Genomic DNA, 16,365 nt, shown 5'->3' with positions numbered 1-16,365 from the left:
GATCATTTTTTTCTTGCTTCCCGAAGTAGTCAAAAACAGGTAAATACCATCCGTACTATACACAACCGTTAGTTCTGCACCCGACACTGCCTTATACGAAATTGTAGCTCTTACGAGGATTTTTAAGTTTATAGATGTTACCTGTTTTTAATTTAAATTTAATGTGGTAGATTGCCGCAACTATTCACGCTATAATCTTTTAAATTAACATGTTACACCCTCTTCTGAACGCCACTCTTTGGCATTTTCGCCTATTACTGTCTATCTTATTTGTGGTCTTATTTGTTCTGGATCACTAGTAATCCCGTGACCTATCCTGTCAATTGCTGTCTCAATATTCTAGTTGAGAAAAGGATGTTACTTGCTCGGGAATCTTACAACTGCAAGTGTATTCATAAACACAGAATATCCTTTAAGATGATGGCTTCGGGTAGCAGTAGGTAATTTTCTGAAAGACAGGCTGTAACCAAATAATCAATTCCACAACTAACATTCTTCCGCATGTTACACACATTTACGAAATTTTCGTTTTTACTTTTGTTTTTATTGATAGGTTTTAGTTCGTACGCTGTTAATTATACCTGGACTGGTCAGGTAAGCACGGATTGGAATACTGCTGGGAACTGGAGTCCGGCGGGAAAACCTGGCGGTGTAGATAATGTTACGATACCTGGTGCCGGAATAACGAATTGGCCAGTGATGTCAGCTGATGTTGTATTAGCTAAACTTGTTTTTAATTCGGGTAGTCAAATCGATACCAAGGGAGTAAACATTACTGTAAATGATTTGCAAATGACAGCTGCTACGGTCAATAATTCGCAACCCGGTACCTTGATTCATTTTTCGAAAGTAACTGAAGAAATTTTAACCTACACCATCAATAGCTCGACCTTCAATGGGAATACGCAATTTAGTACTGGAAGTGGACAGAACTTTGTAGGGGGTGCCAATCATTTTATTGGTAACACCAAGTTCCTGACCACCGCATCGGGAGGTATGTCCATTTTTAGCGAAAATGCATCCGTTTTTGATGGCAATGTCGAGGTAGAGTGTATTAATGGCACAACAATGGTTAGAATGTTTATATGGGGAGCAACAATAAACGGCAATCTTACCTACACTAACCTGGTCGGAGGAAGAATGGAATTAGGCACTTTCCCTGTTAATGTAAGCGGAACAATAAATATTGACCTCCTATCAACGGTGGCAATTATACGGAAAATTACAAATACCACTGCTGGGGGTAGAATAAGTATCAAGAATTCTCCCGAAGTATTCTTGGATCAAAGTAATCTTAAACTTGCAGCCCTCGATATTGGTGATATTTATTGCCGTATTACCAGCAATAATATTAAAGCAGATGCGATCGAAATAAGTGGTAATAGTTTAACATTTATGGCTAATACATTTGACGGTATAGAAAAGACTATCGCTTATAATGATTGCACCTTAGAAGGCAACAAACATCTTGGTAACGTTACGCTGATCTGTACTGGAGTTACTTCTCGAACTATCCGAGACGAATACTCACAAAATCTTACATTGCAGTCGTCTTATATGGTATATAATAGTGATAAAATATCATTTGTAGGCTCTCAAAATAGCACTCTGAAAAACAGCCAAACTTGGAATGACGAAATGATTATTGCTAAAACGAATGGAGCGCGTGTGATTCTCGACGGCGCCTGCACTACTAAAGGTTACATTACTTTCAATAGCGGTTATATTCAAAGTAGCAGTGTGAGCCCTTTAATCTACTTGGCAAATGCTTCTGTTAACTCCATGAGCAATAATAGCCACGTAATAGGCCCCGTCCATAAAATCGGTAACGAGGCCTTCACATTCCCCATCGGTTCAGGTACAAAATTAACGCCCGTTACAATAACTGCTCCTTCAAGTGTTACCGACGAATTCAGCGCAGAATATATTGCTTCTTCACCGACATCCAACGGCTATAACACAAGCTCAAAAGCGGGTTCGATTACTAATGTTTACAATTCAGGTTTCTGGGATGTAAAGCGCGTAGCTGGCAGCAGCAACGTGTCCGTCTCGCTTGGATATAACGTCCCAGCCGGCTACATCACCAACCAAAGCAAACTTCGCGTAGCACACTGGAATGGTTCAATCTGGGAAGACCTGGGCAATGGCGGAACTTCGGGCTCGCTCACAGTAGGAACAGTTACCACAGCCACCGGAGTTACCACTTTCAGCCCTTTCACCATTGCCAGTACGGATGCATCCAATCCACTTCCTGTGAAACTGGTTAAGTTTTCTGTCCAAAAGGAAAATGAAACGGCATTGCTCCAATGGAGCACTACGGAGGAAATCAACAGCGATCGCTTTGAAATTGAACATAGCACTGATGCCAGGAAGTGGGAAAAACTGAGTGAGGTAAGTGCCGCGGAAGAGAGCAAATCACTATTTTCCTACCACTTTACACACTTAACTCCGTTTCCTGGATCAAATTACTACCGGCTAAAAATGGTGGATCTGGATGGCTCCTTTGCATACAGCAAAATTGAAACCCTGAAACTTTCATCACTTACCCAAACGATAGTATATCCCAATCCAGTAGCTGACAGGCTGTTTATTAACACGGCAAATGGAATGAATACCTCGAAGGTAGAGATAATCAATCTCGTTGGACGCCGTGTATTGCTAACCGAAGGCAGTAGCTTAAAAAGTGGCATCAATTTGTCCAAACTACCAGTCGGAATCTACTTTTTAAATGTCAGTTTCTCTGACGGCCAGATAGAAACGCATAAGATTTTTGTGAGTAGGTAGGAGGCACCCCTATAATTACCTTTTATAGTGAAGATTAACTAATTGAAATCTTCCAAAACATCTAAGTTTATCAACAAGGTAACATTTTTCACATGTTACCACCCTTTAAAAAACAGATCGTATCCAAATAATTAATTCCACCATTAACCTCCTTTCATATGTTACACACATTTATAAAATTTTCGTTTTTACTTTTCCTGACTATTAGTTCGATTGCAAAGGCGCAGCTTTGGACCGGAGGTGTGAGTTCAGACTGGAATAATCCTAGTAACTGGAGCTCTAATGCAGTGCCGACAATTAACGGTTGGGTTATTATTGGACAAACACCAAGTACATACTGGCCGGCATTAGCTAACGATGTATCTATTAAAAACTTATCGATTGAAACCGGGGGTCAGCTAGACACGAAAGGCTTTACCATTGCTACAAATTCCCTAAGTCTCTTTAGAGCAATCCTTATTAATACAAAGCCTGGAACTGATATTCGTTTTGATCTGGGTTTAAGTAATAATGGTTCGGGAATTTCCGGTACCTCCTTTTATGGTAACACCGTGATTACTTCTCGCTCTTATCTCAGAGAGGGGTTCTCCGCCCCGAATCATTTTGCGGGTAACGTAAAATTTATTGTTTCAGAGAGTGAAGATCTTTCCCTTGCTGGTGAGAAGTCTTTATTTGAAGGGAATGTAGAAATAGAGCGCACCGTTCCCGGAAGGACGTTTATTTTTTCAAACGGAGCAACTGTAAAAGGAAACGTAAAGTATGTTAATAACGTTGGCGGCTCAACATCAGTAGGTTGCGCTTTTGATCCAAAATTTACCACCACTATTGGAGGTAGGCTGGATATAACGGATTTAAAGCCGACGTCTAACCCTGGTGGTGGATTTTACATACGTCATGTTACTGCTTTAAATGGCGGAGAAATCAATGTTCAGTATCCGCTGACTTTTGAGGCATGGGGCAATAAACTCAAATTAACAAATTTCAGTGTTACGGGTATTCGTGGAAAAAATGTTAACAAGTATTTTTTAGAAAATTCTGTTGAGGCCAATCTTACTCTTGCAATGGACTATTGGGATTACTATTCTGATCTTTATTTGAGTAACAACGTAATAACCGGAACAACGGTATTTGATAGGAAGTATGATGAAGGTAATATCTTTGAAGGAGCACTTACCCGACCATTATATTGGCGCGGCAGTTTAGGGCCATCTCAATACAATGGCAACGTTAGTTACATTGGTGGCTATACTTATCTGGGCTATGTTGACAATTCTAAGTATAGTGAGAGTCTTACCCTCAACACAAATTATTCCACAGGTGGTGGTAAAATCATTTTTAATGGTAGTACTGACAGTCGGTTAACCACTAATACCGGTCATTCCTTTCGTAACCTTGAAATACAAAAAACAAACGGAGCTAAATTATTAATGGGTTATTATGGCCTTTTAATAACCCATAGTTTAAACCTTGTTTCAGGGTACATAGATAGATGGGGGGAGTTAAATGGACCGTTTGGATCGGTTGCTTTTGCTGATGGTGCAACTTGTACTGGTCAGAGTGATCAAAGCCATATTGTAGGAATAATTGTAAGTAAAGTAGGTGATGATGCTTTTACTTTCCCTGTAGGTTCAGGGACTAAGCTATTTCCACTTTCTATCAGTGGAGCGCCGGGACAGCAAGGCGGTTTTTCCGTCGAGTACGTGAATGCCGATCCATCCACTAAGGGATATAACATTTCTTCCAAGGCATCATCACTTGCAAAAGTTTCAAGTGATGGGTACTGGAATATACAGAGCAACGGTGTGGCAACTGTAACACCTTCATTTGGGTACAACCTCCCAACCGGCTATATTACAGATCAATCCAAACTCCGTGTAGCCCACTGGAATGGTTCGATCTGGGAGGACTTAGGCAACGGCGGAACCTCGGGTTCCTTAACAGTTGGCACGGTTTCCACAGCCAGCGGTGTAACCAGTTTCAGCCCTTTCACCATTGCCAGTACAGATGCATCCAATCCACTTCCTGTGAAATTGGTTAAGTTTTCTGTCCAAAAGGAAAATGAAACGGCATTGCTCCAATGGAGCACTACGGAGGAAATCAACAGCGATCGTTTTGAAATAGAAAACAGCCTGGATGCTATTAACTGGCAGAAGATTGGTGAGACCAAAGCAAATGGCGAAAGCACCGTCTTATCCCATTATCAGTTCGTAGATAAGACGCCTTTTTCAGGTTTGAACTATTATCGCCTTAAAATGATCGATGCAGACGGTACTTTTGCATACAGCAGAATTGAAAGCATAAAATTGTCGGCGGTGGTACAAACGGTCATGTATCCTAATCCGGTTTCTGACAGATTGTTTTTTGAAACAACCAAAGGTGTTAGTATTTTGAAAGTTAATTTAACAAATAGCAATGGTATTCATGTATTAGTTGCCAATAATGCTGATTTGAATGAGGGTATTGATTTATCGAAGTTCCCTGCCGGGATTTATTTTGTAAATATTACACTATCAGACAGCCGGGTAGAAACACATAAGGTGTTTGTGAAATGATAGCATCACTCAGGTTGGGCTTTACCTAAATTTTTTATGCACGAAAAAATCCCATTCGAATTGAGATTTTTTCGTGCAAAGTTTGCAATGCGGAAAGATCAAATTATGTCACTTCGATAACTGGAATCTAGGATAAGAAACGGTTAATTTCTAGTAGCTGCTCGCGCGGTACATTACAAAACTTTCTTAAAAACCCGTTGAATACTACAGGTAACTTTCAAGGAATCTCCTGAAACAACACCTTCACAAAATGGCCGCTCGTTTAGCGCGTAGGTTACCGTCTTTGAAGTTTCGTTATAGCTATATTGATAAACCTGGGTCACTTTTTCCGTCCCTTCGGCATTATCATTACTTGAAACTTCCAGCTCAATCCCGTCCCTGAATTTAATTGTGGAGTAAATATCTCTGTTGCTTTCTTGCCGGTACACCCACTTCCAGGTTGTACCAATCAACTCATTCGTGGGCTCCGGAGTGGATTCCCGTTTATCTCCTTTCGAACAAGAGAGAATTAATGTAAGACAAATGAGCAATAATAATGTGTGTTTCATGATTAGTTGGATTTTTAGCTGTGTTCGTTGTTCGTAGTGTTCGCCAGAACACTGCGAACTAAAAAATAAAATACCGTCTGTGACGGTCTCCAAAGCAAAACAAAGCCGGATCATGTAAAATATCAGTCATGCCGAGTTTTCAAACTACGAGCAACGACTGTAACACAAATCTATTAATTATTACATATTCAGCGACTTCCTTGATCAAAACATTTCAAGGTGTTACAAACACAAGATTTTATCGTTTTTTCTATCCAGCGTTTCAAACGCTAAATCAAACTAACCCCGATTGCAAATCGAGATTAGCCCTTATCAGGAAATTTTAAAAAAACTACATTCAGCACAATGGTGCTGGTAACAGCGCTAAAAATCGCGATCCAGAATCCGATTTCTTTTGGATTGCTACTCCACGATCCGCCGGGCGTAAACATGAGCGCCAGCGCGTGGATAATGGTCAGCACAATTGAGATACTCCTGATTTTCTTGTTGGCAAATATTTTCATGATCAAGTTAAGTGTGAGTCTGTAGTACGTACTGTTCCGGTAAACACTACGCACTAAAATTAAAACACCGTCCGCGACGGTTTTGAAAAGTAAACAAACCCGAACAACATAGCAACAACATAGAAGTTTTCTATATCAGACAACTATCTCGCTGCAATAGTAACATTTTCAAAACGTTCGGTAAACCTGTCCATAAAATCTTCTATCTTTAAAGGACTCCTTTTTCTTCCTGAAAACCTTAACGTAGATGCTGAAAACAAGTACTCCCGAATCGGTTATGCACAAAAATGACACCAACTGGCGCCTGAAAGCCATCATGGGCGGATCCATCGGTAATTTGGTAGAATGGTATGACTGGTATGCTTATTCCGCTTTCTCGTTATATTTTGCCGGAAGTTTTTTCCCGGATTCCAACCCAACCGTTCAGCTTATCAACACAGCCGGAATTTTTGCCGTGGGATTCTTAATGCGCCCGATCGGTGGTTATCTTTTTGGAAAAATTGCAGATACAAAAGGCCGCAAGGAAGCTATGACATTATCTGTGTTACTAATGTCTTTTGGCTCATTGCTGATTGCATTTCTGCCTGGTTATGGCACCATCGGCATCGCGGCGCCTGTTTTACTTTTGGTGGCGAGATTATTACAAGGGCTGAGCGTTGGTGGCGAATATGGTACCTCGGCCACTTATTTGAGTGAAGTGGCCACCAAAGAAAGACGTGGATTTTATTCGAGTTTCCAATATGTAACGCTGATCGGTGGACAATTAATCGCGTTGGGATTACAACTTATCTTGCAAAGAATCTTCCTGACGGAACAGGAAATGCATGCCTGGGGGTGGCGTATTCCGTTCGTTATCGGAGCCGCACTTTCACTGATCGCGCTTTACCTTCGGAGTAATCTGCATGAAACGGACGCTTTCCAAAATAAAAATACTTCTCCTGCCAAAAAGGAAGGCTCCATGACCGAATTGCTTAAACACCCCAAAGCAATCGCAGTGGTCGTAGGACTAACGCTGGGCGGGACACTCGCTTTTTACACCTATACCACCTACATGCAAAAGTTCCTGGTCAATACCGTGGGTTTAACCAAAGGCCAGTCCACCACGCTGACTTTCTGTTCCTTGCTGATTTTCGCCTTGTTACAGCCTGTTTTTGGTGCACTGAGTGATAAGGTAGGGCGCCGGCCGCTTTTAATCGGCTTCGGTGTCCTGGGTACGCTTTGCACGATTCCCCTGCTGACAACTTTGAGCCATACCTCCACCATGTGGGGAGCTTTCGGTTTGCTCATGGCTGCATTACTGATTGTAAGCGGATATACTTCCATCAATGCCGTTGTGAAAGCCGAATTATTTCCGGTCGAAGTCCGTGCTTTGGGCGTTGGGCTCCCCTATTCTTTAACCGTTGCTATTTTTGGCGGAACAGCTGAATATCTGGCACTTTGGTTCAAAAATATTGGCCACGAAAATTATTATTACTGGTATGTTACAGCCTGCATTTTCCTTTCTCTTACCGTATACATAAGCATGAAGGATACAAAACATACCTCTCTGATTGAACATTAATGGCCCTTGCTATAAGAAATGTACTATTCCAATTAAAAAGATAATTTATCTATTGACATCGCCTTTTTAATTTTATAACTTTCTGGAAACCAAAACATTCTGAGAGTTATGGACATGATACACCGAATTGAGCGTTGGGGAGATACACATCACCCTGCCTGGATGGATGTAGTACGCATAGGGTTGGGCGTGCTGCTTTTTGTCAAAGGTATAAGTTTCATCAGCGATACCACGCGGCTGTCTCACCTGATCAGCAACATGGATTTCCACTTATACTCGGTTATGGCTGTCCATTACGTGGCTTTTGCACACATTTTTGGTGGGTTTTTGATCGCGCTGGGATGCCTGACCAGAATATCTGCCATTTTTCAAATCCCAATCCTGATTACCGCCGTATTTTTTGTCAACCTCAGAACAGGTTTTTCTTATTTCAATTCAGAGTTATGGTTATCCATGATAACGCTCATATTGGTTCTTACTTTCACAGTCATCGGATCCGGTAAATTTTCGATGGACGAATGGATGAAGAATCACGATAATTAAAATATTCAACGTTACAAATCTCCATCAGCAGTACAGCAATTACTCCATGGTTAATGAAAATAACCGGTTTAATTGCTGTGCTGTTTTTTATAAAGCTTTCGACATTTCATGCGGCCTTTTTGCTTCCGGCAAAGCCTTGAATAAATATTTCCTTTTGTATTCAAGTGGAGTCATATCCGTCACTTTTTTAAAATGCCGGTAGAAGTTTGAAATATTGTTAAAACCACATTCAAAGCAGATCACTTCTATCGTGAGGCTGTCTTCGATCAGGAAACGGCATGCATGGCTGACCCGGATTTCGACAAGAAAATCGTTATAAGTCTTTTTCGTCATTAATTTGAAATAACGGCAAAATGACGTGATGCCAAGATTTGCGATGGCGGCAACATCCTGCAACGAAATCGGATTTTTATAATTGGATAAGGTATAAGCATAAACTTTGTTCAGCCGAAGCGTTTCCGAATCATTGGACTTATAAAAAGCATGGGCCGAGGTGATCGTTTCCGTTTCACTGGTTTCGGCCAGGATTTTCAAAATCGACAGCAGGGCAATTAATCTGTCAAGATTCTGGGCATTCACGGTTGAGCGCATCAGTGCAATGACCTGCTCTTTTGCCTCACCGTTGATGACAAGCCCCTTTTTGGCCTTTTCATACAATTTGGGAATCAGGTAAGCTTCGGGCAGATTCAGCAGATCCCCACCCAGACAATCAGGCAAAAAATGAATAATAATAACTTCGACCGCAGAACTGCCCATCCCTCCTTCAACCCTCCAGGTATGCGGCAGGTTTTCACCAAGAAGGATCAGCTCGCCATCCGAAAAATTACTGATATTATCCCCGATAAACCGTACACCATTTCCTTTGATCAGATAATGCAGTTCCAGCTCCGGATGATAATGCCAGACCGTACCAAAACTCGATTCCCGCTCATGCCTGATGCTGAACGAGTTTTGTGATTTTATCGGAACCTTGTGAAAATGCGGTTTCATATTATTAAATTGAATCAGGACAAGACTGTCAAGTATCCTACTGTTTTCAACTTAATAAGTACTAACGCTATTGTTTCTATCCACAGAACAATTTAAAAGTAACTTTTTGGCCATCGGTTGTCGGCTATCAACAATCAACCTTAATCTGATTTCCGTCATCAAGCCGATCGCTGAAAGCCCATAACCGATGGCTCTCTTTTAATATGGCTTGGAAGTTCCCTGGATCAGCCAAATTTTTGAATAGTGGTGATCCTTGCTTTGACCAGCCGGAACATAATTTGTTGGTATTAATTTAGCAATCGCCGCATTGTAATTGACCAGATAATTTGGATCGACATTTGCCGTAGGGTACATGTAACGTAGCGGCAAAGCAGGACCATATTGTGCTACTGCCCCTGTTTTTAAAGCAGGGAAACCAGTACGGCGCCAGTCAAACCAGGACTGAACACCAAACCACGACGAAATCCACTTTTGCTCGATAATCCGTTCCTGCTTATTGGCAGCATCGGTGTAAGCAACGGAAGGCTGCGCATAATAAGTATCGAAATTAAAGGTCGTTGCGGTAAACACCCCGGCTTTTTCCATGGAGGCCTTAATTGCTTTTTTGTAGTGTCCCTCAGCGTCACTTGCGCCAAAACCACCCAGTAGAGCTGCCTCAGCAAGGATAAATTCAACCTCGTCATACGTCATAAGATCCATCGTTGCGTATGGATCCGTGTTCTTGCGATAACGGTCGTGGATATAAGAAATGTATGGATTACGTTCATTCGGATATGTGGCACCATCACTTCCCTTGTTGTACGCTATGGCCGAAGTGATTGACATACCAATGGGAAGCCCGACGTACAGCGACGTATCGGCACTGGTCGCGGTTGCCGGCACATATACCACCGAGAAAGTTTCCCCAAACATATTCGTCACGGTTTTGGTCGTGGTGGCTGTAACCTTGGCATCCCATTTTCGCTGAACAGGCTGCGCCCAGCGTTCCAGTCTTGGATCTTTAAGATTGATCAGTTTGTCAACCAACGTTTTCCCCGGTTTCAATAAATAGTTTGGATTGGCAGCATTCAGAAGACCGCCCGGAGAGGAGTTATCGGCAGTGGTTCCAATAAACGCCATCACGGCATTGTCACCATTACTTGCAAAAGCAGCTGCACTGGCATCCTTAAATTCCGTTTCGATATTCACACCCAGCGCACTCATTTCCGCCTTTTTATCTGCCAGCCGAAGTGCATAACGAAGACGTAAAGCGTTGGCAAATTTTTTCCATTTGGCCGCATCACCTTTGTACATAACATCGGCCGTCGCACTGATCGCGTCTTTCGCTTCCAAACTGCCTAACAATGTGTTTGCTTCTTTCAGATCCGTCAGTATGCCTTTGTAAATCTCCGCCTGCGCGTCATATTTTGGGAAATACTTCCCGGATGCTGCATTTAGCGCCTCCGAATAAGGAATGTCACCGTACAAATCCGTCATCAGTCCAAAAATGGCAGATTTCAATGTCAACGAGATCGCCTGAAAAAAGCGGTTGTTATCGCGTACGCCATTGTCGTAAATCAGTTTATTATTTCGCAGCACGTCAAAAACTCCTGCACCGGAAGCACTTATCCAGCCTTCCTGAACCCAGGCATACTGGTTGATGATGGCGGCTCCTTCGTTGGTACCCGCCTGCATGTACTGCATCGTCGCCCCGATTTTCGACCCATCCCTCCCTAGTGTATACACGATCTTCCCAGTATTGGTCAGCACGTAGGTCAGGATATAATTTGACGAAACATTTTCCGGCGCGTTGGGATTATTATTAACCTCAGTCAAATCCTCACACGAAGTCATGAAAAGACAAAGTGTCGCCAAAAGCGTGAAGTATATCGATTTTATAGCTTTCATATTGTCTCTCAATTTAAAAATCAACATTCAATTTAAATCCTAACGAGCCGGTGTAAGGCAAGATGTTATAATACTCTATACCCTGTGTCCAACTCCCCGTTGTACTGTTTTGCTGGAAAGCCTTTTCCGGATCAAATCCTTTAATCCCCGCTTTTGTCCACATAAACAAGTTGTTACCAACAACGGCAACAGAAGCATTTTGTATTTTAAACCTGTTGACAAATGATTTTGGCAAACGATAGGTAAGCGACACTTCGCGAAGTTTGACATACGTGGCACTGTACATATTCCGGCTCGGGAACGGACGGTTGGCATAACGATACGCGCTGAACGGATCCAGCCACTTACTTCCCGCTCCTCCCAGATTTTCGGTATACACCGTTTCCCCGGCAGCATTTTTTGTAGCAAAAACTCCCGGATTCAAGCTCGCATCCTGAACTCTCACTTTTGATTCCGTGCTCCCCTCAGGCCATGCAAATCCATGGTAGTCTGCATTTCTCCCGCCTACCCAGTTGCCCAGATATTTATCAGGATTTTCCTTGATCTGATCAGACAGGCTTCTTGACGGATCATAGGCCACCCCCGTTAATGTTTCCTCCCGTTGGCCATTATTTCCCAGGAACATCATCGTATTGGAATAAAAAGAGCCTCCCTGGCGCCAGTCGATATTCGCGAACAAAGTAAAGTTCTTATAGGTCACCGAAGGCTGAATACCCATCAGGATATTGTGGTTGAAGTTGCCTATCTTGACAATCTTGTTAATGTCAGTATTCGTCTGATAAAGTCCGCCTGCTGTTACGATCGGATATTTGTAATAAGGTGAATTGGGGTCATCTACCGTCAGCATAGGCTGCATGTAAATGTCACCGATTTGTCCTCCGGCATAGGTCCGAACCATGGCACCACCGCTTTCGTTGGTTGAAAAATAGGATATCCCGTCTGCTAATTCCCGGATGTATGCCCGGTTACGGCTCAGCGTCACATTCAGGTCAAAAGTAAGATTTTCGGTTTTAACAGGTGTCGTTACGATACCGATTTCAAATCCCTTGCTTTGCACCAGACCAGCATTAATAAGCTTGCTGGTTGCTCCCGATTCCGATGGTACGGTTATACCCAGAATCTGGTTTTTATTTTTTCTGTCGTAATAAGTCGCTTCCAGTCCAAGACGGTTTTTCAGGAATTTCACATCAAAACCAACCTCCATCGACGTCGCGATTTCGGGTTTAAGGTTAGAATTTTTCAAGGTACCTGCCATAAACATTCTTTTGGCAGTACCCCAGTCCGCCGCCGTTGCATAGGTCTGGATCAGGTTGTAAGGCGCGACGTCGTTACCAACCTGCGCATATCCCGCCCTCACTTTTGCAAAGCTCATCCAGCCTGGCAATGTTACCATTTCAGAAATCAAAACGCTCAGCGACGCCGAAGGATAGAAATACGAGTTATTTCCTTTCGGGAGTGTACTGGTCCAGTCGTTACGCGCAGTCAAATCCAGATAAACCATATCCCTGAAACCCAGAGAGGCCGATCCGTATGCGCCATACAACAATTTGCGTGTCAGACCGCTGGAATAAGTAACAGTTCCGGGAGCACCATTGGCAATGTTATACAAACCCGGCACAACCAATGAACCGGCGTTATTTTCCAGCGAACGGGCATATTGTTCAAGACGGTTACCTCCGGCCATGGCATTCAGACTCCAGTGTTCTCCAAAATTTTTCTTGTATGCGATAATCAGGTCAAGGTTGGTTTCCTTCGTGTAGGTATTCTTTACGTTGTACGCGCCGTTAACATACTCGAAGTTATTAAATGCCTTTTTCGCTTCAAAAATCTCATTGTAAGCATCTCGCGCATAACGGCCGGTAATTGAAAAATCATTGTTGATATCGTAATCCAGCTGAATTTTACTTACCGTTCTGTCTCGCTTAAAACTCGTCGGGTTTTCGTGGATGAGATAAAATGGGTTGTTCTGCTTGTCCTTGTATTTCCGCTGGGCAATCCCCTCCTGCCCCGGCAGCCAATAGTCCCGCAGGTCGTTGATGTTTACCTGAGCTCCGGTTTCATAAATACTTCTGACAGGGTCATTTCGGGATGCATCGATCATTGGCCTGTTATCTGAACCCGATTCGGTGATATTCAGATTAAATGTTGCCCGAAATTTGCTGGTGATGTTGTAGGTTGTATTCAACGCGAGTGTCAACCGCGAAAGGTCCATCGTCGGGATGATACCTTTATTGGTCATATTCCCAGCCGACAGCCTGAAATTACCTTTATCATAATTGCCATTCACCGCAATGTTGTTGGTATTGGTGACACCCGTCTGAAAAAAATCCTTGAAACGGTCAGGCTGCGAAACCAGAGGCGTTTTTACACCGCTGGTATTCCATTGTGCCCACATTTCACCTTTATCCAATGCAGCCCCCCAGCTTTCATTTTCCTGTTCTTCCAAAACATGCGCACCTGTTTTGCCCGAACCAAATTTATTTTGCACCTGAATATATTGCATCGGGATATCAAACACCACGGACGAATTCAGTGAAACACCAATACCCTTTTTCCCGGCCGCTCCCGACTTCGTCGTGATCAGCACCACACCATTACCCGCTCTGGAACCGTACAAGGCAGCTGCGCTGGCACCTTTCAAAATGGATACGTTGGCGATATCGTTCGGGTTGATATCAGAAATCGGGTTCCCCATGTCGGCTCCGCCAAATCCGTTACCCAGCTTGTTTGCAACCGGAACACCGTCAATGACAAAAAGCGGTTGGTTGTCTCCATTCAACGAACTTGCACCCCGGATGATCATACTCACCGAAGAACCTACACCACCGCCCATTTGTGAAATTTGTACGCCCGCCACTTTTCCAGAAAGCGCATTCAGAACATTATTCTGGGGAGTTTGCGTTAACGCCGTTCCTTCCACATTTCCCACCGAATAACCCAGTGAACGTTTCTCTCTTTTAATACCTAGCGCCGTCACAACCGCCTCTTTAAGGGTTTCCGTACTTTCTTCAAGATTTACATTGATGACCGTTTGTTTCCCAACGACAAAATCCTGGCTGGTAAAACCGATGTATGAAAAAGTGAGGATTGAGCTTTCTTCCGGAACATCAATGGAATAATTTCCGGCAGCATCGGTTGTCGTACCCGTCTGAGAACCTTTCAAAAGTACGTTCACACCCGGCATTGCTACGCCATCCCGCGAAGAAACCACTTTGCCTCTGACCTTTTGAATCAGATGCCCCGTTTCGGAAGGTCCCGAATTTTGTTTATCTAAAACATCCGTTGAAACCGGCATAGGTGCCAGCACAATTTGTTTGCCCATAATGCGGTACCGGATTTTCAACGGAATCAGCAGGTTATCAAGCACATCAGCCAAACGCTCATTGGTAACCTCCAGAGAATATTTTTTTACGGAAGAAACCAGCTTCGGCCGGTATGTAAATTTCACATCAGCCTGTTTTTCCAGACTGTTTAAAATCGAAATGACATTTTGGTTTTCAACTTTAATACTGACTTTTTTATTGAGCAGATCCTGTGTATCTGCCGGACGTGCAACTGCAACAGTAGCAAAAATCACCGCAACGCAGGCCTGTGCCAACGAAAGTTTCATGAGGTGATAGAGGATTTTGGGAAAACGTAGATCTTTTTTCATTTGCTTCGAATGGGTTTAAGAAAAGCAATAACAATCCTTTATCCGCTGGTGGGAATGGTGTTTTCTGAGAACCTCAGAGGAGACCTTAAATCGGGGAATAATGTAAAGAGCTGGGTTTATTCATATCAAGAGTTTTATGGGTCCGGAATTGTTAATTACACTTTTTGCCATCAATCATGATCTGCGCGTCCACCACTTTATAACTCGCCTCCAACGCTTCGCAGATGATATCCAGTCGTTCAAATAATGTTTCATTGCCAAGGGAAGTTGTCAGACGGCAATTCGACAAAAGTGCTTTGTCAAACACGATTTCAACACCGTAGGCTTTCTCAAGGGCTTCAAAAATATCGGGTAAAGGCGCATTGGTGAAGGTCAGGTCACGCAATTCCTGCTGTGAAACAACCACTTGCGGGGCTTCAACCAGTGACCGTACCAGCGTTTCATCCTCTTTCGTAAAAGCCGCCTGCTGATTGGGGATCAGAATAATTCCCTTATGATCAGCATCCAAACGTGTTAAATCTGTATTTTTAAAAACCGATACCCGCCCTGTACGGACCGAAACGGTTACCTTTTTGTTTTCTTCAAAAGCGTTGATGGTAAAACTTGTCCCCAGCACCTTTGTCACCAACTCATTGGCATACACTATAAAAGGTTTTTCAGGATTTTTGGTCACATTAAAAAAAGCGGCTCCCGACAAAAAAACTTCCCGCTGTTTTCCCGTAAAATCGCGGTCATAGCTTAGCCGGCTGGCTTTTTCCAACTTTACCGTACTGCCATCGGGCAAGATCACGCTGATGGTTCCGGAAGTCGTATTGATCACTTCTTTCAACGGGTTTTCAGCCTGTTCAATCAATCTTGCATATACCTGCGGCTGATCGCTTGTTGATGGATAATTCCACCAGATCAAAGCGGAAAGCAGAATAACGGAGGCTGCTGCGACCCATTTTTTCCAGTTTATAGTCAATACGCGACCGGTATTTTCACCTTCTTCCGCCAAAGCCGATTCCAGTTTTGACCATATTTCGCTCACGTCGTTCTGATCCACAGGCATACGGGAAGCCTCGCTCAGGTGTGTCACAATCTGACGGGCGTGTATAATCGTTTCCTGCTGACCCGGATAGTTTTGTATAAAATCCGACCAAAAAAGATCTTCTTCGGGATGAGAAAACTTCACCCAGGCGATGAACTTTTCGTCCTTCACAAAATCCTCAACTGAATATCCGGCGTATTTTTCAAACATAACCATCGCTTATCTGACCCCTAAATCGGAGTGTTATCGTTTTGTACTCAACTTTTGTTAAAAATTTTCTCAAAAAATTACCACTGCCTCAAAATCAGCTGTAAG

At 43.1% G+C, this 16,365-nt stretch carries 10 protein-coding genes; 4 read left to right on the top strand and 6 right to left on the bottom strand.

All coding sequences use genetic code 11. The annotated features are described in order from the left end of the window. Positions 1-501: 501 nt before the first annotated feature. Both M1L62_RS10105 and M1L62_RS10100 read left to right on the top strand, forming a co-directional pair. Positions 502-2,784: a T9SS type A sorting domain-containing protein gene (locus tag M1L62_RS10105; protein ID WP_254412918.1), complete on the top strand. Its 2,283-nt coding sequence runs from the start codon at positions 502-504 to the stop codon at positions 2,782-2,784. 158 nt (positions 2,785-2,942) lie between these two features. Beyond that, the gene (locus tag M1L62_RS10100; RefSeq protein WP_254412917.1) at positions 2,943-5,336 is read left to right on the top strand and encodes a T9SS type A sorting domain-containing protein; all 2,394 of its coding nucleotides are present in this window, start codon (positions 2,943-2,945) and stop codon (positions 5,334-5,336) included. Positions 5,337-5,509: 173 nt separating this feature from the next. Here the strand turns inward: M1L62_RS10100 and M1L62_RS10095 are convergent, their stop codons facing one another. Both M1L62_RS10095 and M1L62_RS10090 read right to left on the bottom strand, forming a co-directional pair. Beyond that, positions 5,510-5,884: a hypothetical protein gene (locus tag M1L62_RS10095; RefSeq protein WP_254412916.1), complete on the bottom strand. Its 375-nt coding sequence runs from the start codon at positions 5,882-5,884 to the stop codon at positions 5,510-5,512. Between the two features lie 302 nt (positions 5,885-6,186). Further along, positions 6,187-6,387, bottom strand: coding sequence for a hypothetical protein (locus M1L62_RS10090; RefSeq protein ID WP_254412915.1), 201 nt, complete (start codon positions 6,385-6,387; stop codon positions 6,187-6,189). Positions 6,388-6,634: 247 nt separating this feature from the next. On the opposite strand from M1L62_RS10090, the gene M1L62_RS10085 reads away from it, so the two are divergent. Both M1L62_RS10085 and M1L62_RS10080 read left to right on the top strand, forming a co-directional pair. Continuing rightward, complete coding sequence (locus tag M1L62_RS10085; RefSeq protein ID WP_254412914.1) at positions 6,635-7,948, top strand: MFS transporter; 1,314 nt, start codon at positions 6,635-6,637, stop codon at positions 7,946-7,948. A gap of 108 nt (positions 7,949-8,056) precedes the next feature. Then, positions 8,057-8,491 carry a DoxX family protein gene (locus tag M1L62_RS10080; RefSeq protein ID WP_254412913.1) on the top strand — a complete coding sequence of 145 codons (435 nt, stop codon included), beginning with the start codon at positions 8,057-8,059 and terminating at the stop codon, positions 8,489-8,491. An 87-nt stretch (positions 8,492-8,578) separates the two neighbouring features. Here M1L62_RS10080 and M1L62_RS10075 read toward each other — a convergent pair whose 3' ends face one another. The 4 genes from M1L62_RS10075 to M1L62_RS10060 form a co-directional block, all read right to left on the bottom strand. Next, the gene (locus M1L62_RS10075; protein ID WP_254412912.1) at positions 8,579-9,481 is read right to left on the bottom strand and encodes an AraC family transcriptional regulator; all 903 of its coding nucleotides are present in this window, start codon (positions 9,479-9,481) and stop codon (positions 8,579-8,581) included. A gap of 198 nt (positions 9,482-9,679) precedes the next feature. Further along, a complete protein-coding gene (locus tag M1L62_RS10070) occupies positions 9,680-11,368 on the bottom strand; it encodes a SusD/RagB family nutrient-binding outer membrane lipoprotein (protein ID WP_254412911.1) in 1,689 nt (562 codons plus the stop codon). A 13-nt stretch (positions 11,369-11,381) separates the two neighbouring features. After that, complete coding sequence (locus M1L62_RS10065; RefSeq protein WP_254412910.1) at positions 11,382-15,020, bottom strand: SusC/RagA family TonB-linked outer membrane protein; 3,639 nt, start codon at positions 15,018-15,020, stop codon at positions 11,382-11,384. Positions 15,021-15,171: 151 nt separating this feature from the next. Further along, positions 15,172-16,260, bottom strand: a complete 1,089-nt coding sequence (locus M1L62_RS10060; protein ID WP_254412909.1) for a FecR family protein — start codon at positions 16,258-16,260, stop codon at positions 15,172-15,174. Positions 16,261-16,365: the final 105 nt, after the last annotated feature.

The organism is Dyadobacter diqingensis (assembly GCF_024220585.1).
In the GTDB taxonomy this organism is placed as follows: Bacteria; Bacteroidota; Bacteroidia; order Cytophagales; family Spirosomataceae; genus Dyadobacter; species Dyadobacter diqingensis.
Note: the sequence above shows the minus strand (reverse complement) of the source record. Positions and strands in the feature narration are given on the sequence as shown.